A 22,618-nucleotide genomic window follows, 5' to 3' on the forward strand; every position below is an offset into this window, starting at 1 on the left:
GTCACTCTCACCAGCGGCTCTTTCGCGAGCCCACGCCAGGCGGCTCGTTCGGCGCTCTGGTGATGAGCGACGTCGCGCACGCTTACCTCCAGGCGGTCACGGGGGACATGCAGGGACAGATCTTGCGGCCTCTGCCCCGCTGACAGCCGCCGCAGGGAAAAGCTGTCGACCGGCCGGACGCCGGTGCGGCAGGCTCCCCGCATGACCACGGCGTCCTTCATCCCCGGGCTGGAACTGTCGCGTCGGTTCTACTTCGAGGCGGTGCGTCCGTTGCTGGACGAAGCCGCTCCCGGGCTGGCGCATTCCGCCGCCCGTCTGGGCAGCGGATCGGAAGTCCTCGGGTTCGACACCGTCCGTTCCGCCGACCACGAGTGGGGGCCGCGCCTGCAGCTCTTCCTCCACCCGCAGGACGTCACCCGCCATGGCCCGATGATCACCGCACTGCTCGGCGAACGCCTGCCGAAGACCTTCCACGGCTATCCGACACACTTCGCCTCCACCGGCGAGGCGGGCATCGGGGTCATGCGGACAACGGACGGCCCCGTCCACCACCGGGTCCAAGTGGCGGACCCTGGCGCCTGGTTCACCGACCTCCTCGGCTTCGACCCGTGCCACGACGTCACGGTCGCCGACTGGCTGGCCGCCCCCACCCAGCGCCTCGCCGAGGTCACGGCCGGTGCCGTATTCCACGACGGACTGCGCCGACTCGCTCCGGCCCGCGCCCGACTCGCCTGGTATCCCCGCGATCTGTGGCGGTACCTCCTGGCCTGCCAGTGGCAGCGGATCTCCCAGGAGGAGGCCTTCGTCGGCCGCTGCGGGGAGGTGGGAGACGAACTCGGTTCCGCGGTCGTCGCGGCCCGCCTGGTGCGCGATCTGATGCGGCTGTGCCTGCTGATGGAGCGCCGCTACCCGCCGTACGGCAAGTGGCTCGGCAGCGCTTTTTCCCGCATCCCGCAGGCGTCCGCGCTCACCCCGGTCCTGACCGCGGCACTCACCGCCGTCGACTGGCACATCCGCGAGCAGCACCTGGCCCGCGCCTACGAGACGGTCGCGGCCGCGCACAACGACCTCGGCCTGACCGACCCGGTCGATCCCGCCACGCGGCACTACCACAGCAGGCCCTTCCGGGTGCTGCACGCCGAACGCTTCACCGCGGCGCTGATGGCCCACGTCACCGCCCCGGAGGTCCGCTGCCTGCCCGTGATCGGCGCCGTCGACCAGTTCGTCGACAGTACGGACGTCCTGAGCCGTCCGGCGCTGACGCGGGCCGCCACCCACGCAACCCTCGGCCCTCTCCCTGAGACCCCTGCCCCGAAGGATTGAGGCGCTCTGGTCCCGGCCGTAAGAGGTCCGTCAAAACCGTGGGCACCGCCGTCAGGGAGCCGTCAACGGACGACCGATCCGGCGAAAGAGGCGCTTTCCTCTAGCTGTCCCTTTCCCACGAACCTCACTCCGGGAGTTCGCGATGGCCGATCTGGCCTTCGTCATCGTCACGATCGCGGGTTTCGCGCTGGTGGCCCTCGTCGCCAAGGGGGTGACGAAGCTGTGACCGCCGAGAACATCGTCGGCCTCGTCGTGGCCGTCGCCCTGCTGGGCTATCTCGTCCTCGCGCTGATTTTTCCGGAGAGGTTCTGAGACACAGATGGGTCCCGTACTCGCCGGCGTCCTGCAACTCCTCGCCCTCATAGGCGCGCTGGCGCTCGTCCACATCCCCCTCGGCAACTACATGGCCAAGGTCTACACCTCCGACCGGCACTGGCGCGTCGAGAAGTGGATCTACAAGGGCATCGGTGCCGACCCGACCACCGAGATGCGCTGGCCCGCCTACCTGCGCGGAGTGCTCGCCTTCTCGGCCGTGAGCGTCCTGTTCCTGTATCTCCTCCAGCGGCTCCAGGGCGTCCTGCCCGGTTCGCTGGGCTTCGCGTCGATCGACCCGGACCAGGCGTTCAACACGGCGGTCTCGTTCGTCACGAACACCAACTGGCAGTCGTACTACGGCGAGCAGACCATGGGCCACGTCGTACAGACCGCCGGTCTGGCCGTGCAGAACTTCGTCTCCGCCGCTGTCGGTATCGCGGTGGCGGTGGCTCTTGTACGAGGGTTCGCGCGCTCCCGGACCGGTGAGCTCGGCAACTTCTGGTCCGACCTGGTGCGTGGTGTCGTACGCATCCTGCTGCCCGGGGCTTTCCTTGCCGCGATCGTGCTGGTCGCCTGCGGTGTGATCCAGAACTTCTCCGGGATCCATGAGGTCGGTCAATTCCTCCATGGCCACAGCATGGGCGGCTCGCAGCAGTGGAACGGCGGTGCGGTCGCCTCGCAGGAGGCCATCAAGGAGATCGGCACCAACGGCGGCGGCTACTTCAACGCCAACAGCGCCCACCCCTTTGAGAACCCCACCCCGTTCACGAACCTCTTCGAGATCTTCCTGATCCTCGCCATCCCGTTCGCGCTGACCCGCACCTTCGGCCTCATGGTCGGCTCGGTCAGGCAGGGCTACGCGATCCTCGCCACCATGGCCGCCATCTGGATCGGCTTCACCGCCCTGATGATGTGGACCGAGTTCGCCCACCACGGTCCGGCGTTCGACATCGCCGGTGGGGCGTACGAGGGCAAGGAGGTCCGCTTCGGCGTCGGCGGCTCGTCGATCTTCGCCACGGCGACCACGCTCACCTCGACCGGTGCGGTGGACTCCTTCCACTCCTCCTTCACCGGGCTGGGCGGCGGCATCACGATGCTCGGCATGATGCTGGGCGAGATCGCGCCCGGCGGTACCGGTTCCGGTCTGTACGGCATGCTGATCATGGCGATCATCGCGGTGTTCATCGCCGGGCTGATGGTCGGCCGTACGCCCGAATACCTGGGCAAGAAGATCGGCACCCGCGAGATCAAGCTGGCGGCCTGCTACATCCTCATCACCCCGGCGCTGGTCCTCGTCTTCACCGCCGCCGCGATGGCACTGCCCACGCCGGGCAACTCGATGACCAACAGCGGGGCGCACGGGTTCTCCGAGATCCTGTACGCCTACACGTCCGCCTCGAACAACAACGGCTCGGCCTTCGCCGGTCTGAACGCGGACACGCAGTGGTTCAACAGCACGCTCGGCCTGTGCATGCTGTTCGGCCGCTTCCTGCCGATGGTGTTCGTTCTCGCGCTGGCCGGTTCGCTCGCCGAGCAGAGGCCCGTGCCGGCCACCGCCGGCACCCTGCGCACCGAGAAACCGCTGTTCACCGGTCTGCTGGTGGGAGCGATCCTGATCATCACCGGTCTGACCTACTTCCCGGCCCTCGCGCTGGGTCCGCTGGCCGAGGGGCTGGCGTCATGACCACCGACGTAACGAATCAAGAGGACTCCATGTCCACAGCCACCCCGACCCGGGCGCCGCACAGCGACGTCCCCACCGGGACCAAGGCCGCCGAAGGACGTGTCGGCGCGGGTCTCTTCGACCCCGGGCAGTTGGTGACGTCGCTGCCCGACGCCTTCCGCAAGCTCGATCCGCGGGTGATGGTGAAGTCCCCGGTGATGTTCGTGGTCCTCGTCGGCTCGGTGCTGACGACACTCTTCTCCTTCAAGGACCCGGGGGACTGGTTCGGCTGGGCGATCAGCGCCTGGCTGTGGCTCACGGTCATCTTCGCGAACCTCGCGGAGGCGGTCGCCGAGGGCCGGGGCAAGGCGCAGGCGGACACCCTGCGCAGGGCCAAGACCGACACGGTGGCCCGTCGTCTCGTGGGGGAGTCCGAGGAGCAGGTGCCGGGCACCGAACTGCGCATCGGCGATCTGGTCGTCTGCGAGACCGGCGACATCATCCCCGGCGACGGTGACGTCGTCGAGGGCGTCGCGTCGGTCGACGAGTCGGCCATCACCGGTGAGTCGGCACCCGTGATCCGGGAGTCCGGCGGTGACCGCAGCGCCGTGACCGGCGGGACGAAGGTGCTGTCCGACCGCATCGTCATCAAGATCACGACGAAGTCGGGCGAGACCTTCATCGACCGCATGATCAACCTCGTCGAGGGCGCCGCGCGCCAGAAGACACCGAACGAGATCGCGCTCAACATCCTGCTCGCGTCCTTGACGATCGTCTTCCTGCTCGCGGTGGCCACCCTGCCGCCGTTCGCCGACTACGCGGGAACCCACCTGTCCATGGTCGTCCTGGTGGCGCTCCTGGTCTGTCTGATCCCGACCACCATCGGCGCCCTGCTCTCCGCGATCGGTATCGCCGGCATGGACCGGTTGGTGCAGAGGAACGTGCTGGCCATGTCCGGAAGGGCAGTTGAGGCCGCGGGTGACGTCTCCACGCTGCTGCTCGACAAGACCGGCACCATCACCCTCGGCAACCGGCAGGCGGCCGAGTTCGTGCCGGTGAGCGGGACGACGGAGGCCCAGGTAGCCGACGCTGCCCAGCTCTCCTCGCTGGCCGACGAGACACCCGAGGGCCGCTCCGTCGTCGTCCTCGCGAAGGAGAAGTACGGGCTGCGCGAGCGGCACCAGGGCGAGCTGGCCGGTGCCGAGTGGATCGCCTTCACCGCACAGACCCGGATGTCGGGGGTGGACGTCGACGGGCGCAAGATCCGCAAGGGTGCGGCCGGTTCGGTCGTCGCCTGGGTGCGGGACCAGGGTGGCGAGGTGTCCGAGGACGCGGGCGCGCTCACCGACCGCATCTCCGAGGCGGGCGGCACCCCGCTGCTCGTGGCCGTCGAGGACTCGGAGGGCGCCCGCGTGCTCGGGGTCATCCACCTCAAGGACGTCGTCAAGGAGGGCATGCGGGAGCGGTTCGACGAACTGCGCCGCATGGGCATCAAGACCGTCATGATCACGGGTGACAACCCGCTGACCGCCAAGGCGATCGCCGAGGAGGCGGGCGTCGACGACTTCCTCGCGGAGGCCACCCCCGAGGACAAGATGGCCCTCATCAGGCGGGAGCAGGCGGGCGGCAAGCTCGTCGCGATGACCGGCGACGGGACCAACGACGCGCCCGCGCTGGCCCAGGCGGACGTCGGCGTGGCGATGAACACCGGCACGTCGGCCGCCAAGGAGGCCGGCAACATGGTCGACCTCGACTCGAACCCGACCAAGCTCATCGAGATCGTCGAGATCGGCAAGCAACTCCTCATCACCCGGGGCGCGTTGACGACGTTCTCCATCGCCAACGACGTCGCGAAGTACTTCGCGATCATCCCGGCGCTGTTCGCGGCGGTCTACCCGGGCCTGGACAGGCTCAACATCATGGGCCTGACCTCGCCGGACTCCGCGATCCTGTCCGCCGTCATCTTCAACGCGATCATCATCATCGCGCTGGTGCCGCTCGCCCTGCGGGGTGTGCGGTACCGCCCGGTGAGCGCCGACAAGATGCTGCGCCGCAACCTCACCATCTACGGTCTCGGCGGACTGGTCGCCCCCTTCATCGGCATCAAGCTCATCGACCTGCTCATCTCTCTGATCCCCGGAATCGGCTGATCGCCATGAACAACTCCGTCACGAACACCCTCCGGTTGCTCGGGGCCGGCCTGCGCGCCCTCCTCGTGCTGTCCCTGGTGACCGGCGTCATCTACCCGCTGGTCGTCACGGGCGTCGCCCAGGCGCTCTTCACCGACCAGGCGAACGGCTCCGAGATCAAGGCGGACGGCAAGGTCGTCGGCTCCTCCCTGATCGGGCAGTCGTACAACCTGCCGCTGAAGAAGGGCGAGGAGAGCGCGTCTCCCGACCTGAAGTGGTTCCAGGGGCGTCCGCAGAACGGCCTCGGCACGAACAGCGTCAACACGCAGTACGCGCTGATCCTGTCCGGTGCCACCAACCGCTCCGGTGACAACGCCGAACTGATCGCGTGGGTCAAGGCCGCCAAGGCCGCCGTCATCAAGGACAACTCGACCCCGGACCACAAGGTCGAGGCGTCCGAGGTGCCCGCCGACGCGGTGACGTCCTCCGGATCCGGCCTGGACCCGGACATCTCCCCGGCCTACGCCGACCTCCAGGTCTACCGGGTCGCCGAGAAGAACCACCTGTCGGTCGCCCAGGTGCGGAAGCTGGTCGACGACCACACCGAAGGGCGCACGCTCGGCTTCATCGGTGAGTCCCGGGTGAACGTCCTCGAACTCAACATCGCGCTCAGGGACCTCATAGCGAACACCTGACGGCCTTGCGTGGCGGATTGGCCGATGGATTCAGGAAGGAGTGGCGCGTACGGCGGTCGTCGCCAGGGTGGTGTAGTTCATCGTGAAGCGTCCGCCGAGGGAGTCGATGGCGTCGCCGACCGCGTTCAGGACGTCGGCCAGTTGATCGGGAGGGAGCTGGGTCAGGCCTCCGGTGGTGGGGAGCAGGTCCAGCCATTGGTCGCGTGTGTAGGACCGCTCCCAGTCGAATCGCCACTGTTCGGGAGCGTTGAACTGCCCGGTCTCGCGGATCTGGTCGGCGGACTTCGCGTAGGCCGCCTGGTACAGGTCGAGTGGACGCCGGGCCGGTTGGCCGGTGAGCGGGGAGTCGGGCGCCGCGCGTCGGTAGGCGGCGGCGAACGGTTCGGCCACCTCGGGCGGCGGCTCGTACACGTGCCCGAAGATCGCCAGCCGTCCGCCAGGACGCAGCACATGTGCCGCTTTCATGGGTCCGGTGGCCGGATCCACCCAGTGCCACGACTGGGCGGCGATGACCGCGTCGAACGTCCGGCCGTCCGGCTGCCAGCCCTCGAAGGTCGCCACCTCGACCTGTAGGCCACGGGTTCGTGCGAAGTCGGCCATCCGCGCGTCGGGCTCGACGCCGAGCACGGTGCAGCCGGCGGCCTGGAACTGGCGGGCCGCGATGCCGGTGCCGCAGCCGACGTCGAGTACGGCGGGGCCCGGGATCGAGGCGAGGATCCGCGTCACCAGTGCGTCGGGGTAGCCGGGCCGGGCTTGGTCGTAGCGCCGCGCGTCCGCACCGAACGACTCGGCCATGCGCCGGGCCTGATGCGGCTGCGCCGGGGAGGGATCTGGCTGCTCTCGCGGTAAGGTGGGCATGTGCCCACCTTAGTGGGCGCATGCCCACTCGGCAACGGACGCCGACGGGTCGACGTACGAGAGGATCGATGAGTGCCAACCGGGGTGCACCTTCGTGACGCGCGCCAGCAACTGTTCGACGCTGCCGAACGCGTGCTCCTGCGAGACGGGCCGAACGGGCTGACCAGCCGGGCCGTCACCGATGAGGCGGGCTGCGCCAAGGGCGTCCTGCACCGGCACTTCGCCGACTTCGACGCCTTCCTCGCCGACCTCGTGCTCGACCGGGCCGCGCAGTTGGAGACGCAGGCGACCGCGCTGCGCGAGTCCGCCGGCACCGGCACGGTGGCCGACAACCTCACCAGCGCGCTGACCACCCTGTTCGGACCGATTCCGGTGGCGATCATCCCGCTGATCACCTTCCGGGACGAGCTGCGCGCACGGCTGCGGCAGGCCAGACCCGGGGGTGGCATCGCGATCCTCGCCGATGCCACGTCCGCGATCTCCGCCTATCTGGCCGACGAGCGTGAACTGGGCCGTATCGCGGCCGACGCCGACATCGACTCACTCACCCTCTCCCTGGTCGGGGGCGGGCATCTCCTGTTCGCGGACCGTGACCCCGGCCCGCCGGACACGGCAGCCGTCGGCAAGCTCGTGACCGCGGTCATCGCCGACGCCGTGCAGCGACGACCCGTCTGAGAACCGGTTCGCCACCTCAGGCCACGGTCTCCCAAGCGAACCCGTCCGGGTCGGTGAAGGGCCCGGCATCGCTGCCGATGGCGATCCGATGCGATCCGGTGCCCTCCGGCGAGACACCGGCGACCTTGGCCAGGCCGCGATGCCCGTACAGGGACAGCTTGACCGGGCTCGACGAGGAGTCGAACTCGACGTACTTGCTGCCGAAGCTCTTCGCCACCTTGAGACCACGGTCGACATAGAACCGCTTGGTCGCCGCCATGTCCGAGACGCCCAGGAGCAGAACGATCTCGTCGATCTGCCGGCTGTCCGGTCCGGAGTCCTTCTTCGAGGAACTCGCGATCTGCCAGATGGTTCCGTCCGGCGCCTGGACGACGCCGCCGTATCCCCACAGCGACTTCTTGGCGGGCTTGAGAGTGGTGGCACCGGCGTCGAGCGCGGTGGCGACGAGGCCGTCGACGATCGACGGCTGGGACACGACGAGGGAGAGCGTGAACCCGCGGAAGCCGGAGGTCGGTGCCTCCGAGGCACGCAGCCGCACCTGCTTGCCCAGGCCGAAGGCGTCCGCGTAGAAGCGCTCGGCGGCCACCGGGTCGGTCACTTCCAGGGTGATGCAGTCGATTGAGGTCATGTCCTTCACGCTAGGGAACCTCGCCGGCCATCGCTTCTCGAATCCTGACCGGTGTGGCCGGCCGGCGTGCGGCCGCCGCCGTCACCTCACCGGAGCCTGGGCGTACGGCACCAGGCGGACAGGGCCGGACAGGCCGTATGCCTGCCGGGCGGCCGTGCCGAAGACGGAGGGCCGGCTGACGCGGAGGCGGTTGATGAGGGGCGTCGCCACCTCCACCTCGATCACGTTGCTGCCGGGGCGCAGGTGTCCGCCGAGGTCGACGACCGGGTGGAGCCGGTCGCAGGGGGCCAGCCGTGAGCCGTTGACCGTGACCCGGAAGGTGTCGCTGACGGCGCCGAGTTCGAGGTGGGCGCCGTGCGCCGAGGTCCAGTCGGCGGGCAGCGAGACGGTGGTGCGGTAGCGGCCGATGCCCGCGGAGTCGGCGAGCTCGGGGATCTGCGACCAGGGCAGCAGGGCGTCCAGGGTGAGACTGCGGCGGACGATGTCGGTGTCGGTCGCCCGGGCGCCGGGCTGCCAGTCCTGCACGTCGAGCCGCCAGCGCTCCAGTGTCATCGGGCCCGGTACCGCGGGCAGCGTGGTGGTGACCGTACGGCCGCGGGAGAGCCGGGAGGTGTACGTGCCGCCGCTCGTGGCGCGCACGACCAGGCCGCGATCCGTGAACAGCGCGCGGTCGGCGGTGCTGTCCACGGCGTGCTGCCGGTCGCCGTTGCGGTCCCCGAACAGGCCGGGCCCGCCCAGGGCGATGACCGTGGCCTGACCGGGTTCCAGGGTGACGCGCACGGTCAGGGTGTCGCCGTCCTCGGTGTAGCGGCCGATGCGGGTCGCTTCTCCCGTCCACGGGTCGAGCAGGTAGGGGATGGTCGTGCCGCGCCGGGTGCGGCGCAGGGTGACCTCGTGGTCGATGGTCGCGACCGGCGGCTTGACCGTCTCGGCGTGCTTGCCGTTGCACAGGTAGTACAGGTCGGTGTCGCCGACGACGCGGTGGGCGTTGAGGAGAGTGGAGGAGGCGGCGTAGCGAACGTCTGGGGCGATGCCGAGGGCGGCGAGGGCGTCGCCGACGGCGCTCTTGTCGGTGACGGTCTTGACATGGGGCAGGGCGAGGAGGCTCGCGAGGACCCCGCGCAGTTGTTCCGTCTCGTTCTCACCGGGAACGCCGGGGGTGAGTGCCTGGTCGAAGGAGCCGAGCAGGACCATGGGCAGTCCGGCACGGGCCAGGCCCAGCAGCTTCCGGGCGTCGGCGAGGGCGAGGGTCGCGGTGGAACCGTAGAAGAAGTCGCCCTCGACGAACAGCGCCTTGTACGCGGGGCCTTCGGGCGCCAGGCGGCCGTCCGAGACGCGGGCGGCGGGCAGGTCGAGCAAGGGACCGCTGAGGAACTGGTGGGTCCAGCCGAGCGGGACGCCCGTCGCGGTGAACCAGGAGGCCCCGATGCCGGTGGCGGTGTAGCCGGTCTGGCGGAAGACGGCGACGTCCGCCCGTGCCGTGCCCGCCTGGAGCACCTGGTGCACGCGCCCGAGGTATCCGGCGATGTCCTCGGCGTGCCGCCAGGTGGGCTGTCTGGGACCCCACGACTCGCCGTAGCCGGGCGCGCCGTTGTAGGGGCTGAAGGCGGCGAAGCCGGGCCAGCTCACGCCGGGCGCGGACGCGTACGAGAAGCCGTGCACCACCGTCTGGTTGACGCCGGCGGCGTACGCACCGCCCATGGTGCGCAGGAACCGGTCCCACGTCGTGCTGTATGCCGAACCGTTGTAGGCGCCCGACTCGCAGGACAGCACGGTGTGCCCGGCCATGTCCCGGCCGCCCGCCAGACAGCGGTAGTCGTCCAGGTTCTTGAAGCCGAGCGACTCTCCCTCCGCGATGTCGAGGAGCGCGGCGGAGGCGATGGCGTCGGTCTGCAGACCGTAGGGCTGGGCGCGCAGCTCCATGCCGAGGGAGTGGGCCCAGTCCCTCAGAGCGGTGACGTGGTGCGTGTTGAACAGATGGGAGACCGTCTCCCAGAAGTCGTGCCGGATCTGCCGGGTGATCTGCGCCTCGAAGGCGAAGACCTGGTTGCTCTTGTCCAGGACGAGCGCCGGCAGGTACGGCAGCAGCGAGCGGCCCCAGCGCTTCTCGAAGGCGTCGGGTAGCGCCGACGTCCACACGAGGGAGTCGGTCTCCAGTTCGATGGAGTCCTCGAAGAAGGCGCCGCCCACGGCCCTGAGGAGTCGGCGCATCGTGCCGGTCAGAACGGAGTCGTCCCAGAAGCCGGTGACGGCGGCGGTGCCGGCCGGGCTGAAGTGGTCGACGACATAGGCGGCCGGGGCGGAGTGCGGCCCCGACTCGGGCTGCTGGGCGGTGCCGCGCTGCCAGTAGGAGATCAGCACCCAGTCGCCGCCGGCGGGAGCGGTCCAGCTCAGTGCGCCGTCCTCGACGGTGGCGGTGAGGTCCTGGACGCTCGCGAGATCGAGACCGGTCTCCTTGCGGGTGGCGTTGGCAGGCTCGACGCGGGCCGCCTGGACGGCGAGCAGGGTGCGCCGGGTGACCGCGTCGGCGGCCACGCGCACGGGCTCGGGCACCGGGCCCTGGTAGGTGGTGCCGCCGGGCACGGAGACGCGCCCGTAGGCGAGTTCCTGGGCGGCCGACTCGTCGTCGGGGGTGACACCGGGTACGGCGACCGGCCAGCTGGGACCGAGGGTGAGGTCGACGGTCAGGCCGCGGCGGGCGGCCTGGCGCAGGGCGGCCTCGACGCCGTCACGCCAGGGAGCGCTGCCCCAGCCGTGGTGCGCGGTGTCGAGGACGGACTTGTCCTTGATGCTGTGGTGGACGGCGGAGACCTCGGCGCCGCCGAAGCCGGCGTCGGCGATCTGGTCGATCTCGCCGGCGATCTCCACCGGGTCGACGAGTCCGTCCGGCCACCACCAGCGGAACTTGGGGCGTACCGAGCGCGGGGGAGCGGCGAACCAGTCGCCCGACAGGGGGTGACGGCCGGTCAGAGGAGCGGCACCGGCGTTCGCGGCGCCCGTCGCGGTGAGCGCCGTCGCGGCGCCTGTGGCGAGGGAGGCGGCCAGGACCGTGCGCCGGGATATCCCGCCACGCTGCGGGATGGGCTTCTGCATGGGTACGCCCCCAGGGAATGAAACGTTTCAATCGACCGTAAACGCGGGAACGTTAAGCCTGGATTCCCCGGCGGGTCAAGATCGGCGTACGAAATCCCTTGCCTGCGTTGCGCGGTGGGCGGTCGGTGCGCAGTCCTGCCGAGCGGTTCGCAGGTCTGCTCAGTCCGACTGCTGGCGTCGGTCGAGCACCTCGAAGTGGGCCGACCGCTCGTCGAAGTCGGAGAGCACGGCCTGGGCGGCTTCCGGCACGTGTGCCTGCTCGTAGTCCTCGCCCATGAACGCCCGCACCGAGGCGAGGCCGTCGAACCACATCAGGGTCAGGAACTCGACGTCGTTCTCGCGCTCGCGCCGCATCAGATCGATCGACTGGAAGCCCGGGATGCGCCGGGCCTCGATCCCGGGGATGACCTGCCCCCGGACGATGCGCTCGTACGCGTCGGCGTTCGCCCTTGTGGTCCAGCCGCGCCACACACGACAGATCATGGGCACAGTCTAGGCGCGGTGCCCCACGGGACTGTCGGGGACAACAGGCCGGGCAGGCACCGGAGATGACTCAGTGCCGGATCGGACCGCCGGCCGGGACAGGTGCGAGGTGGCCGCTTGCCGGAAGGGGCCACCCGTGAGTCCACTCCCGGCAGGCGATCCACCGTCGCGGCCTGTCCCGTCTGCGTCAAACGCCCTTTCGCGTCACGCGACGGCCGTCCCCTCGAGCTCGACCAGCTGGCCGGGGATCGCCAGGCGCGTCACCCCGAGCATCGTGGTGGTCGGCGCCACCCCGGCGGCACCCAGCCGAGCCGCCAGTACGCCGTAGTGCGGGAAGAGCAGATCGACGTCGGTCGTGTAGACGTTGAGCCGGACGAGGTTCACGAGGGACATGCCGGCCTCGCCGAGCACCGCCTCCAGATTGTCGATGCTGAGCGCCAACTGGGCCGCCATGTCACCGTCGTGCTGGGGCTTGCCGTCGCCGCTCATCGCGGTCTGCCCCGAGATGTACAAGGTCCGCGTGTGCCCGGAGACCACCTCGCCCTGGTTGAACCCCATCTCCGCCGACCACGTCACCGGGTTGACCGCCGTACGTTCCACTGCCACTTCAGCTCCATTCGATGCGTCGCGCGTGCGTCCGTCCGTCGGCTCGGTAGCCGTCGGTTCTGGCGTCACGTCGACGAGCCTCGCAACAAATCACGACACCAACAGTCATGTATTCGACTAGCGTTCTCGTATGCGTGCCGACCGGCTGGTCTCACTGGTTCTCCTGCTGCGCCAGCGCGGTCGGCTGACGGCGGACACCCTGGCTCGCGAGCTGGAGGTGTCCACCCGCACGGTGCTGCGCGACATCGAGGCGCTGTCCGCGGCCGGAGTCCCGGTCTACGCCGAGCGCGGCCGGCACGGCGGTTTCGCGCTGCTGCCCGGTTTCCGGACCGAGCTCACCGGACTGAACCATGACGAGGCGCTTGCCCTGCTGACCGCCGGATCAGGGCGTGGTGAGCAGGTCTTCGGCCTCGGCTCGGCGCTCTCTTCGGCCATGCGGAAGGTGGTCGACGCGCTGCCCGAAAGCCACCGGACCACCGCGAGCGACGCGGCGCAGCGATTCCTTGTCGAACCGGAGACCGATCTGCTGTCACGTCGGCTGGTCACCGACGAGGTGCCCGGCACCACGATGATCGAGGTCCGGCGCGCGGTGCTGGCCGGGCACAAGCTCCGTATCCACTACGCGGCCTCGGGCCAGACCGCACAGTGGTGCACGGTGGACCCGATCGGCCTGGTCACCGTACGCGAGCGGAGCTACTTGCTCGCCACGAGAAACGGTGCGGACCGCACCTATCGGCTGTCGCGGGTGCTGGCGGCCGAGGAACTCCCCGAAACAGCGCAACGGCCATCTCGGGTCGATCTGGACCGGATCTGGCGGGAACGCTCCGCGCGGTTTCTCTCCGGCGGCGATCACCTCACCGTGCGGGTACGGGTGGCTCCGGCGCGGCGGGAGAACCTGCTGGACAGCGCGCTGGCCGTCCGGGCCGAAGAACCCGACGCGGACGGCTGGCTGCGGCTGGAAGTGACCTTCCAGGACGCGGAGCACGCCGAATGGGCGCTGTGGCAGCTCAGCACGGACGCGGAAGCCCTGGCCCCGCAGTCGTTGCGCACGTCCCTGCGCAACCGCGCCGCCGCGGTCACCGCTCGCTACACGAGCTCATCGTGAGAGGGCCGTGTGTGGGGGGGGCCGGCTCAGTAACGCTGGGCCTTGGCGATCTCGGCCGTCAGCTTCGGCTCGGAGGGCTTGCGGCTGATGGCCAGCGGCTGCGCCCTGTCGCCGGGCTCGAGGTCCTGCGCGCCTACGAAACGCGTCTCGACCACCTTGCCGTCCGGGTCCCGGAAGTCGACCTGGACGGCGTACGACGCGGTCTCGTCCGTTCGGTTGGTGATGTTCACGACGAGGGCGAGCAGGCCGCCCGTCTCCGCGCGCGGCAGGCCGGTCATCGAGACGTCGGCCGTCGCGTTGCCCCGGCCCTCGACGTCCGCGAGCTCCTTCTGCGCCGCCTCGTTGGCGCGTACGGTCTCGGCGGACACCGATGCCTCGAACGCGGACGCCCGAGCGGAGGCGGAGGAGGCCGCGGCCGAGGCGGCCTCCTTGGCGGACGCCTTCACGGACTCCCCGATCGAGGCGAGCGCGGACGGCGATGTGCCGGAGAACGACGCCGTGTCGGCCGCCGTAGGAGTCGGGGTGAACGAGGAGGAGTCGTCGCCGTCGCTGTCGGTACTGCACGAGACGAGCGCCGCCGCACTCACGGCTGCCAGCACGAGCCCGACGACCGGGGCCGCGATTCGGCGTCGCGGTGAGGGGTCCTTTGCCTGTGACACGTCGGCACTCATGCGGTCAAGCCCCTTCCAGCGGTACATGTGACAGTTCGCGGCTTTCGCCGGATTCCATCCTGTGCCCCGCGAGATCGCCGGGCCACTTCACGGGGGCCAACACTGGGCGGGGGTGATCAGTCGCGCGTGCTGGTGTACTGCACGCGTGAGTCCCACTGCTCCTTCGCCATGGCCATGCACCACTGGCACAGCGGCTCGCCGCCGCTGCCGTACCGGTGGGTTCTGCGGTGGCAGCCGGCGCACAGGCCGACGCGGTCGCCGGAGCAGGCAAGCGCGGACGGGTCCGGCTCGGAGATCGGTGGCGGGGGTGTGGTGGTCATGGGGCAGGGGCTCGTTCCGGGCGATCGGGGTGAGTCGCCATGAATGCAGCATAACGCCCATACGGTACAGGTGTTCGATCGGCGCGCCGCTGACCTGGCATGATGCCCCCATGGAAGCTGGGTTCCCGTGGGGTCCACGCCGACCGTCGATCTCCGTCTGTGGCGTTCCGACGCCATCGTTCTGTTCGACTGGCTGATGAGCACCCGGCTCAGAAGCAGGCTCTCGCGGACCTGCTGACGCGCTTGGAAGAAGTGGACGTCATCGAGTTCGAGGCGCACCACTTGATGGCAGACCTGGCCGGCCGGGCGACTGTCGCAGGGTCGCCGAGCCGGATCGGGGCTCTCAGGTCAGGACCAGCCAGCGGCGGCCGTCGATCAGCTCCCGGGCCGCGTCGAGGTGGCCGGCGTGGCACGCGGTCTCGGTGATGACGTGCAGCAGCACGTCGCGCAGGGTGTGCAGGTGTGGTTCGCCGAACAGATCGTGGGGCCACCAGGCCGGCGGGGCGTCGGCGGGGGTGGCGGTGATGACGGCATCGGCGAGTGCCGCCTCTTCCCGGTATCGGTCGAGCACGTCGACGGCCGGGACTTCCGGGGGCACCTGCCAGGCCTCGTCGTCGCTCGTCAGGCCGCGGATGACCTGCTGGTCCCCGGCGACGACCGCGCGGAACCAGAACCGCTCGACGTCCAGCGTGAGGTGCTGAACCAGGCCCAGGCAGTGCCATCCGGACGGCAGCACGGGCCGTCGTAGATCCTGCGCGTCTAGCCCGTCGAGGATGTCCACCACGTGGCGCCGTTGCCCGTGCAGGACTCGGAGCAGCGCCTTGACCTCATGGTCCGGAGTGTTGTCGCTCAGATTCTCGGTCACCGCCACAGGATCCCCGAATCTCCCCGGCCGGGCAGGGAATTGCCCGACAACCGGAGCAGGACTCCACCAACTCGGCGCACTGTCCCGGCAGTTGGCGCTCCTCGCGAACGTGGAGAGACTGTCGAACGCAGGGTTCGCCTGCCCGTGCCCAGTCCTCGCTTCCTTCTACGTCTGCTCGGTCGGCTGCTGGGCGGCCCCGCCCGCGCCGACGCTGACCAGCCCTGTCTCGTAGGCGACGATGACGGCCTGGACACGGTCACGCAGTCCGAGCTTGGCGAGGATGCGGGCGACGTGTGTCTTGACGGTCGCCTCGGCCAGATGAAGGCGGGTGGCGAGTTCGGCGTTGCTCAGCCCCCGGGCCAGCAGGCCGAGGACTTCCAGCTCGCGTGGGGTGAGCGAGGCGAGGTCGCGGTGGAGGGCGGCGATATCGCTGCCCCGGTGTGCGAACCGCTGCACGAGACGGCGGGTGATGGTGGGTGCGAGGAGGGCGTCGCCGGTACGGACCGTGCGGACCGCCGCGGTCAACTGCTCGGGCGTGACGTCCTTGAGGAGGAAGCCGCTGGCTCCGGCGGACAGGGCGGCGTAGACGTACCGGTCGAGGTCGAACGTGGTGAGGATGACGACGCGGGGCGTGTCGGCGGCCCCGGTGAGGATGCGGCGGGTGGCCTCCAGGCCGTCCATCTCGGGCATCCGGATGTCCATCAGGACCACGTCGGGCCGGGTACGGCGGACCGCCTCCACGGCTTCGCTCCCGTTGGTCGCCTCGGCGACGACGTCGATGCCGTCGGCGCGGAGGATCAGCCGGAACCCGGTGCGAACCAGGGTCTGGTCGTCGGCGAGGAGCACGCGCAGCGGCTCGGTCACGGTCCCTCCAGGGGGATCAGGGCTTCCACACGGTAGCCGCCGGTCAGTCGTCGGCCGGTGGTGAGGGTTCCGTCGTGCACGGCGAGGCGCTCGCGCAGACCGATCAGCCCCCGGCCGCTTCCGACGGCTCCGCGCGAGTGGCCACCGGTGTCGGTGACTTCGACCCGGAGCCGGTCCGGGCCGTAGTCGACGGTCACGGCGGCCCTGGCGCCGGACGCGTGCTTCACGGTGTTGGTGAGGGCTTCCTGGACCACGCGATAGGCGGCGAGTTCGAGGCCGGGCGGGAGGGGGCGGGGCGGCCCGGTAACGGTCAGGTCGACGGGCAGTCCGGTGTCCCGCACCCGCCCCACCAGCGACTCCAGCTGGTCCAGGCCGGGTTGCGGGGTCAGCTCCTCTGCCGTGCCGACCAGGTCCGCACCGCTGGACGTCTCCTCATCCTCGTCGGCCATGGTGAGCAGTCCCATGACGTGGCGCAGTTCGGTCATGGCCGCTCGCCCACCCGCCTCGACGGCGAGCAGTGCCTCGCCGGCCTCCTCGGGGGAGGTGCTCATGATCTTGCGGGCGGCACCCGCCTGGATGATCATCACGCTGACGTTGTGCGTGACGACGTCGTGCAGTTCGCGGGCGATCCTGGCCCGCTCGTGCTCGACGGCCCGGCGTAGTTCCTCGGTCCGTTCCCGTTCCAGGGTGGAGATCCGGGTACGGCCCTCGTCGGTCCGGAGTTTCCAGGTGCGCAGGCCGATGGCGGCCACGGCCATCGGGACCAGGATCAGCAGGACGATGTAGTCGTTGGGGACGATCGGTGTCACCGAGTCCCCAGAGGTGCCGACCAGGACGACCGACACCGGCAGCGCCGCCAGGGTCGCCACCCGGTACGGGCTGTGCACGGCGGCGCTGTAGACGGCGATGATGAACGCGTAGAAGGTCAGCCGCAGCACGCTCTGCGGTGTCGCCAGGGTCGCCGCCGTCACGACGCACAGCACGGCGAGCGGATAGCGGCGGCGCAGCGCCAGGGCGCCCGAGGCGACGACCGCGAGGGTCACCATGAAGGCCAGCCCGCCGGGGCCGGACGGGCGCACCACGGTGTACGCCACGCCGGGTGCGATCTCCCGCACCACGACGACGCCGACGTTGTCGAGGCCGTAGTAGACGGTGGAGACGCCGATCACCAGAGCCACCAGCGCGTCGAACCGCCAGGCGCGCGGGGTGGGCCGCAGCGGTGGGCCGCTCGGAACCCTGGCGTCGCGGACCGCCCTACCGGCGGCTCCCCGCATCCGCTCCAGCGTCGTACGTACGTCCGTCACCGGATCATTCTCGCCGCCGTGCGGACTCGCGGAGTCCGCCCCCGTGGTCATTTCCGCCGCACCGGATACATCACCCGCCTACATCGCAGGGATGACGTCCGCGAGGCTCATCCCAGCTCGGTACCGCAAGGGGTTCGAGCGGGCGACGCGTGCCGGCCGGGCCCGCTCCTAGCGTTCACGCAGCCAACTGCCCTTACCCGAGGAGCCCTTCATGACCATGCCGGTGATCGAACTGCGTGAGGTGAGCCGCCGCTACGACGACGGCCCGCCCGCTCTGCACGAGGCGTCGCTGACCGTGCGACCCGGGGAGGCCGTCGCGATCCTGGGCCCGTCCGGCAGCGGCAAGTCCACGCTGCTCAATCTGATCGCGGGCCTGGACCGCCCCGACGTGGGGACCGTCACCGTGGACGGGGTGCGGGTGGACCGGCTCGGTGAGGCCGGTGCGGCGCTCTACCGGCGCTCGAGGATCGGCATGGTCTTCCAGTTCTTCAACCTGCTCGACGATCTCACCGTCACCGACAACGTCGAGCTGCCCGCGCGCCTCACCGGCATCGCACGGGTCGAAGCGGGCCGCCGGGCGGCAGAGCTCCTGGAACTGCTGGGCATCGACCGGCACGCCCGCGCCTACCCGGGACGGCTGTCCGGCGGCGAACGGCAACGCGTCGCGGTCGCCCGTGCGTTGATGAACCGGCCCGCGCTGCTCCTGGCCGACGAACCGACCGGAGCCCTGGACACGGCCGCAGGACAGGACGTCAGCGAGCTGCTCACCGACCTCAACGCCGAGGGTCAGACCCTCGTCGTGGTCACCCACGACCTCGCTCTGGCCCGGTCCTGCACGAACCGCACGGTCCACATCGCCGACGGCCGGATCACACAGGACACCGGGTCGCAGGCCGTCACCCCGCAGGCCGTCACCCCGCAGGCCGTCCGATGAGCGCGCTCGGCAAGGTGGTGCGCTCGGGTGTCGCACGACGCCGGGTGCAGACGCTGGTGATCGGGCTCGCCACGATGATGGCGGTGGCCGCCTCCGTCCTCGGGGGAACGCTGCTCGTGGTCTCGGGCGCGCCCTTCGACGACGCGTTCGCGCGCCGGCACGGGGCGCATCTGTCCCTGCAGTTCGACGCGGACACGGTCGGCGCCGGACAGCTCTCGGCGTCCAAGGACGCGGAAGGGGTGAGCGATGCCGCCGGCCCGTTCCCCACGGCGACACTCACCCCGCGGTCGGACGGCATGGGCGGCCCCGGCTGGCCGATGACCGTGGTCGGCCGGGACGGTCCCGGCCGGGACGTGGACGAGCTGACACTGCTCGATGGACGCTGGCCCACGCGCTCCGGCGAGATCGTGGTGTCCGCCGACTCCGCGCTCCTCACGACCCGGGGCATGAAGGTCACCTTCCCCGATCTGCCCGGCGATCCGACGCTGACGGTGGTCGGTGCGGCCCGCTCGGTCACGCAGACCGCCGACGCCTGGGTGCTGCCGTCCCAGATGCCGGCGCTCACCGCGCCGCCCGGCAGCGGCGGCCACCAGATGCTCTACCGCTTCACCGATGCCGGCACCGCCGCGCAGATCACCGCGGGCGGCAAGGCCGTGACCCGGTCCCTGCCGCGGGGAGCCGTCACCGGCGAACAGTCCTGGCTCACCGTCAAGAAGACCGTCGAGCGCGACACCGCCCTCTACGTTCCCTTCCTCATGGCCTTCGGCGCCCTGGGCCTGGTCATGTCGGTGCTCATCGTCGGCAACGTCGTCGCATCGGCCGTCGGCACGGGAACGCGCCGTATCGGGATCCTCAAAGCCGTCGGCTTCACTCCGGCGCAGGTCGTTCGGGCCTACGTCGGCCAGGCGCTGATCCCGGCCGCCGTGGGCGCCAGCCTCGGAGTCCTCGCCGGGCATCTGCTCGCCGTCCCCGTACTGGCCGAGGCGCAGGACGTCTACAGCACCTCGTCCCTGGCCGTCGCCCCCTGGGTCGACCTGACGGTGATCGCGGGGGTGCTCGGTCTGGTGGCGGCGACCGCCTGGGCGAGTGCCCTGCGGGCCGGCCGTCTGCGTACCGTCGACGCGCTCGCCGTCGGGCGTAGCGCTTCGGCGGGGCGCGGCCGGTGGGCGGCCCGCCTCGCCGGACGGCTGCCGCTGCCGCGACCCGTCGCCCTGGGCCTGGCCCGTCCCTTCGCACAGCCCGCCCGCGCGCTGGCCATGGGCACCGCCATCCTCTTCGGCGCCATCGCCGTCACGTTCACCGTGGGGATGGGCGCCTCGCTAGGCCAGGTGATGACAGCAAGGGCCCACAACGCGGCCGATGTCGTCGTCCCCGCGCCCCTGCCGGACTTCGCGCCCCGGAGCCCCGACGCCGAGCATCGGCCCGAAGTCGATCCCGCCGCGGTCGCCGCGGCCATCGAGGCGGAACCCGGGACCGGGAGGTACTACAGGGCTACGAGGGTACGGGCGACCGTGTCCGGCCTGACCGGGACCATCGAGGTGAACTCCTTTGCCGGCGACGCCTCCTGGGGCGGCTACACGATGGTCTCGGGCCGCTGGATCGAGCGCCCCGGCGAGGCCGTGGTCCCCACCCCGTTCCTGGCCGCCACCAGCACCCGTATCGGTGACACCGTCACCCTCAACGGCCTGGCCCGGCCGGTCACGGTCCGGATCGTCGGCGAGGTCTTCGACACCCGCAACGACGGCATGCAGGTCTTCACCGACGCCTCGACGCTCAAGGACGCGCATCCCGACCTGACGGAGACGAGCCACCACATCGAGGTCACCTCAGGCACCGACGTCACCGCCTACGCCGACGCGCTGAACAAGGACCTGACACCACTCGGTGCCACAGCGAAGGCCGGCAGGCTCGGCTCCGGCAGCGACATGGTCGGCACGCTCAACGCGCTGTCCGCGATCCTCACCCTGATGCTCGTCGCCGTCGCCGCGCTCGGCGTACTGAACGGCGTGCTGCTCGACACCCGCGAGCGCGTCCGCGAGATCGGCGTCCACAAAGCGCTCGGCATGACCCCGCGCCAGACCGTCGCCATGGTCCTCACCTCCGTCGTCGTGACCGGACTGGTCGCGGGCGCGCTGGGCGTACCCCTCGGTGTGGCCCTGCACGGCTGGGTCATCCCCGCGATGGGCGACAGCGTGGGGCTGCGCCTCCCCGCGTCCGTCACCGCCGTCTACTACGCGGCCGAACTTCTCCCGCTCACCCTCGGCGGCCTGTTCATCGCCACTCTGGGCGCCCTGCTGCCCGCCGGCTGGGCCGCCCGGGCCAGAACCGCCACCGCACTGCGCACCGAATAGGACGCACGAGACGTGCGCATGGTCTGCGCGGTCAGAACCAGTGCAGACAGTGCGGGGAGCGCTCGGTGCGGAAGAGGGTGTCGGCGAGGGTGGCCGCGCCCGGGTGGTGGGCCTGGATGTGTCCGGCGCGCACGAGCGTGCTCGGGGCGGTGCCGCCGAGGTAGATCGAGCCCAGGTCCCTGATGTCCAGGGACAGGTCGGGCTTCCGGTCCGTGGGGAGGCAGTCGGCCTTGCCGTCCCGGACGGTCAGCAGGTAGCGGCCGTGCTCGCCGAGGAACGGGTCGGCGACGTCGAGGACGAGTTCGCCGTCCGTGAACCAGCCGCGCGCGGTCAGAGCGGCCGGGACGTCCAGGATCCGTACCCACAGCCAGTCCATCTGGCCGCTCACCTGGCCGGCGCGGAAGTCCGTGAGCTGCCAGCGCAGCGGGTGCTCGGGCGGGACGTGCTTGAACACGACCTGAGAGACCAGGTCGTGTTCGAGGACGAACCGGGCCAGGGCCGTGAAGACGGCGTCGTCGGTGGTGATGGTCTCGTCGACCGTCAGGGTGCCGGACTCGATCGAGTAGCTGGCGTACCCGTCCGGGACGCCGTCGGCGTCCCGGTGAACCGCGAGGTAGCGTGGCGCCGGCGAGATCGGCGGCTGGCCCGCGCGCTGGGCCCACCAGCGGTGCGGCCGGGACAGTGCGCCGGGCTGGGCGCGGCGGTACCGGTCGTAGACCTCTTCCAGGATCTCGCCGCACTCGGCGCGCCGCAGCACCTCGACCGAGCCGGCCGCACGAGCCTCGGCCGCTCCGCGTGCCCGGGGGAGCGCGAGGGCGGCCCGGTGGCGCTCCACCGTCAGCTGCCCCGTGTACGTCGCCGGTCCGTAGCCGAACCTGCCGTAGATGGTGGCCTCGGAGCACAGCAGCACGGAGAGGAACTCCGCGCCGTCCCGCAGCCCGTCGAGGTGACGCCGCATCATCGCGTTGAGCACGCCCTGGCGCCGGTGCGAGGGCAGGACGCCGACGGCGGTCACTCCGGGGACCGGGACGAGGGTGTCGCCGGGCAGGGTGAGCTCGAAGGAGTGCGTGGCGGCGGTGCCGACGGGCCGCCCGTCCGCCGTCCGGGCGAGCAGGCAGCGGTCTGTCTCGAGCGCCGACCACCAGAGCCCGCCGCCCTCGACCGGGGTCTCCGGGAAGCTCCCGAACGCGGCATAGAGGGTGTCGACGAAGACGTCGAAGTCCTCATCGGTCGTGGTACGAATCTCCATCGGCGCCGCTGCCTCCTCGCAATACCGGCACCACGAGTCGTGGTGCCGGGGATCAGTGCAGCGTTGACCTGTGTCCAGAGCAAGCGAATTACGAACCGGGCCCGCGGCGGCCGCCCTTCGAGCCCTCATCGGATCGCTGCATCATGTACGCATGATCACCATTCACCTGAAGTACGAGATCGACGCGGACAAGCTGGAGGACTTCGAGGAGTACGGCCGTCGCTGGGTCCGGCTCGTCGACCGTTTCGGCGGGACGCACCACGGCTACTTCCTGCCGAGCGAGGGCGACAGCGACATCGCCTACGCCCTCTTCTCGTTTCCCAGCCTCGCCGCCTACGAGCAGTACCGCACGGACAGCGTGTCCGATCCGGAGTGCCAGGAGGCGTTCGAACTGGCTCGTCGCACGCGTTGCATCAAGCGGTACGAACGCCGTTTTCTCCGGCCGCTGGACGGCGTTTCCTAGGCCGGGGGGCGGGGCATGACCGCC

The 22,618-nt window shown here is 70.5% G+C and carries 21 protein-coding genes; 10 read left to right on the forward strand and 11 right to left on the reverse strand.

Annotated features, from left to right (window positions below):
- The first annotated feature begins 201 nt into the window (after positions 1–201).
- The 5 genes from OG381_RS43465 to OG381_RS43485 all read left to right on the forward strand — a co-directional run bounded on the left by OG381_RS43465 (position 202) and on the right by OG381_RS43485 (position 6,125).
- Complete coding sequence (locus tag OG381_RS43465) at positions 202–1,323, forward strand: DUF4037 domain-containing protein (RefSeq protein WP_327721500.1); 1,122 nt, start codon at positions 202–204, stop codon at positions 1,321–1,323.
- A 222-nt stretch (positions 1,324–1,545) separates the two neighbouring features.
- A complete protein-coding gene (gene kdpF / locus OG381_RS43470) occupies positions 1,546–1,635 on the forward strand; it encodes a K(+)-transporting ATPase subunit F (protein ID WP_016434100.1) in 90 nt (29 codons plus the stop codon).
- A gap of 7 nt (positions 1,636–1,642) precedes the next feature.
- The gene (gene kdpA, locus OG381_RS43475) at positions 1,643–3,322 is read left to right on the forward strand and encodes a potassium-transporting ATPase subunit KdpA (protein WP_327721501.1); all 1,680 of its coding nucleotides are present in this window, start codon (positions 1,643–1,645) and stop codon (positions 3,320–3,322) included.
- Between the two features lie 29 nt (positions 3,323–3,351).
- Positions 3,352–5,451, forward strand: coding sequence for a potassium-transporting ATPase subunit KdpB (gene kdpB, locus OG381_RS43480; RefSeq protein WP_443062065.1), 2,100 nt, complete (start codon positions 3,352–3,354; stop codon positions 5,449–5,451).
- Between the two features lie 5 nt (positions 5,452–5,456).
- On the forward strand, positions 5,457–6,125 hold the full coding sequence (locus tag OG381_RS43485; RefSeq protein WP_327721503.1) for a potassium-transporting ATPase subunit C: 669 nt from the start codon (positions 5,457–5,459) through the stop codon (positions 6,123–6,125).
- A 30-nt stretch (positions 6,126–6,155) separates the two neighbouring features.
- Here the strand turns inward: OG381_RS43485 and OG381_RS43490 are convergent, their stop codons facing one another.
- Positions 6,156–6,983 carry a class I SAM-dependent methyltransferase gene (locus OG381_RS43490; RefSeq protein WP_327721504.1) on the reverse strand — a complete coding sequence of 276 codons (828 nt, stop codon included), beginning with the start codon at positions 6,981–6,983 and terminating at the stop codon, positions 6,156–6,158.
- Positions 6,984–7,055: 72 nt separating this feature from the next.
- Here OG381_RS43490 and OG381_RS43495 point away from each other — a divergent pair, with 72 nt between their 5' ends.
- Positions 7,056–7,658, forward strand: a complete 603-nt coding sequence (locus tag OG381_RS43495; protein ID WP_327721505.1) for a TetR/AcrR family transcriptional regulator — start codon at positions 7,056–7,058, stop codon at positions 7,656–7,658.
- A gap of 16 nt (positions 7,659–7,674) precedes the next feature.
- Here OG381_RS43495 and OG381_RS43500 read toward each other — a convergent pair whose 3' ends face one another.
- From OG381_RS43500 to OG381_RS43515, 4 genes are all read right to left on the reverse strand, one after another.
- Positions 7,675–8,286 carry a glyoxalase gene (locus tag OG381_RS43500; protein ID WP_327721507.1) on the reverse strand — a complete coding sequence of 204 codons (612 nt, stop codon included), beginning with the start codon at positions 8,284–8,286 and terminating at the stop codon, positions 7,675–7,677.
- 81 nt (positions 8,287–8,367) lie between these two features.
- Positions 8,368–11,379 (reverse strand): glycosyl hydrolase, encoded by a 3,012-nt coding sequence (locus OG381_RS43505; RefSeq protein WP_327721508.1) that lies wholly within the window; start codon positions 11,377–11,379, stop codon positions 8,368–8,370.
- Positions 11,380–11,538: 159 nt separating this feature from the next.
- Positions 11,539–11,862 (reverse strand): antibiotic biosynthesis monooxygenase, encoded by a 324-nt coding sequence (locus OG381_RS43510; RefSeq protein WP_327721509.1) that lies wholly within the window; start codon positions 11,860–11,862, stop codon positions 11,539–11,541.
- Between the two features lie 204 nt (positions 11,863–12,066).
- Entirely contained in the window at positions 12,067–12,462 is a 396-nt protein-coding gene (locus OG381_RS43515; RefSeq protein WP_327722707.1) for a RidA family protein, read from the reverse strand.
- 136 nt (positions 12,463–12,598) lie between these two features.
- On the opposite strand from OG381_RS43515, the gene OG381_RS43520 reads away from it, so the two are divergent.
- Positions 12,599–13,573, forward strand: coding sequence for a helix-turn-helix transcriptional regulator (locus OG381_RS43520; RefSeq protein ID WP_327721510.1), 975 nt, complete (start codon positions 12,599–12,601; stop codon positions 13,571–13,573).
- Positions 13,574–13,599: 26 nt separating this feature from the next.
- Here OG381_RS43520 and OG381_RS43525 read toward each other — a convergent pair whose 3' ends face one another.
- The 5 genes from OG381_RS43525 to OG381_RS43545 all read right to left on the reverse strand — a co-directional run bounded on the left by OG381_RS43525 (position 13,600) and on the right by OG381_RS43545 (position 17,567).
- Entirely contained in the window at positions 13,600–14,244 is a 645-nt protein-coding gene (locus OG381_RS43525; protein ID WP_327721512.1) for a hypothetical protein, read from the reverse strand.
- 116 nt (positions 14,245–14,360) lie between these two features.
- The gene (locus OG381_RS43530) at positions 14,361–14,564 is read right to left on the reverse strand and encodes a hypothetical protein (protein ID WP_327721513.1); all 204 of its coding nucleotides are present in this window, start codon (positions 14,562–14,564) and stop codon (positions 14,361–14,363) included.
- A 343-nt stretch (positions 14,565–14,907) separates the two neighbouring features.
- Positions 14,908–15,435, reverse strand: a complete 528-nt coding sequence (locus OG381_RS43535) for a DinB family protein (RefSeq protein WP_327721514.1) — start codon at positions 15,433–15,435, stop codon at positions 14,908–14,910.
- Positions 15,436–15,594: 159 nt separating this feature from the next.
- Entirely contained in the window at positions 15,595–16,293 is a 699-nt protein-coding gene (locus OG381_RS43540; protein WP_327721515.1) for a response regulator transcription factor, read from the reverse strand.
- The gene (locus OG381_RS43545; protein WP_327722709.1) at positions 16,290–17,567 is read right to left on the reverse strand and encodes a sensor histidine kinase; all 1,278 of its coding nucleotides are present in this window, start codon (positions 17,565–17,567) and stop codon (positions 16,290–16,292) included. The genes OG381_RS43540 and OG381_RS43545 overlap by 4 nt, the downstream gene beginning before the upstream one ends.
- 241 nt (positions 17,568–17,808) lie before the next feature.
- Between OG381_RS43545 and OG381_RS43550 the strand changes: the two genes are divergently transcribed.
- Positions 17,809–18,531 carry an ABC transporter ATP-binding protein gene (locus OG381_RS43550; protein ID WP_327721516.1) on the forward strand — a complete coding sequence of 241 codons (723 nt, stop codon included), beginning with the start codon at positions 17,809–17,811 and terminating at the stop codon, positions 18,529–18,531.
- The gene (locus tag OG381_RS43555) at positions 18,528–20,882 is read left to right on the forward strand and encodes an ABC transporter permease (protein ID WP_327721517.1); all 2,355 of its coding nucleotides are present in this window, start codon (positions 18,528–18,530) and stop codon (positions 20,880–20,882) included. Before OG381_RS43550 ends, OG381_RS43555 begins: the two co-directional genes overlap by 4 nt.
- Positions 20,883–20,913: 31 nt before the next feature.
- On the opposite strand, the gene OG381_RS43560 is transcribed toward OG381_RS43555, so the two are convergent.
- Positions 20,914–22,131: a GNAT family N-acetyltransferase gene (locus OG381_RS43560; RefSeq protein WP_327721518.1), complete on the reverse strand. Its 1,218-nt coding sequence runs from the start codon at positions 22,129–22,131 to the stop codon at positions 20,914–20,916.
- A 151-nt stretch (positions 22,132–22,282) separates the two neighbouring features.
- Between OG381_RS43560 and OG381_RS43565 the strand changes: the two genes are divergently transcribed.
- Positions 22,283–22,594: an NIPSNAP family protein gene (locus tag OG381_RS43565; protein WP_307022121.1), complete on the forward strand. Its 312-nt coding sequence runs from the start codon at positions 22,283–22,285 to the stop codon at positions 22,592–22,594.
- Positions 22,595–22,618 lie beyond the last annotated feature (24 nt).

This window comes from Streptomyces sp. NBC_00490 (assembly GCF_036013645.1).
GTDB classification, from domain to species: domain Bacteria; phylum Actinomycetota; class Actinomycetes; order Streptomycetales; family Streptomycetaceae; genus Streptomyces; species Streptomyces canus_F.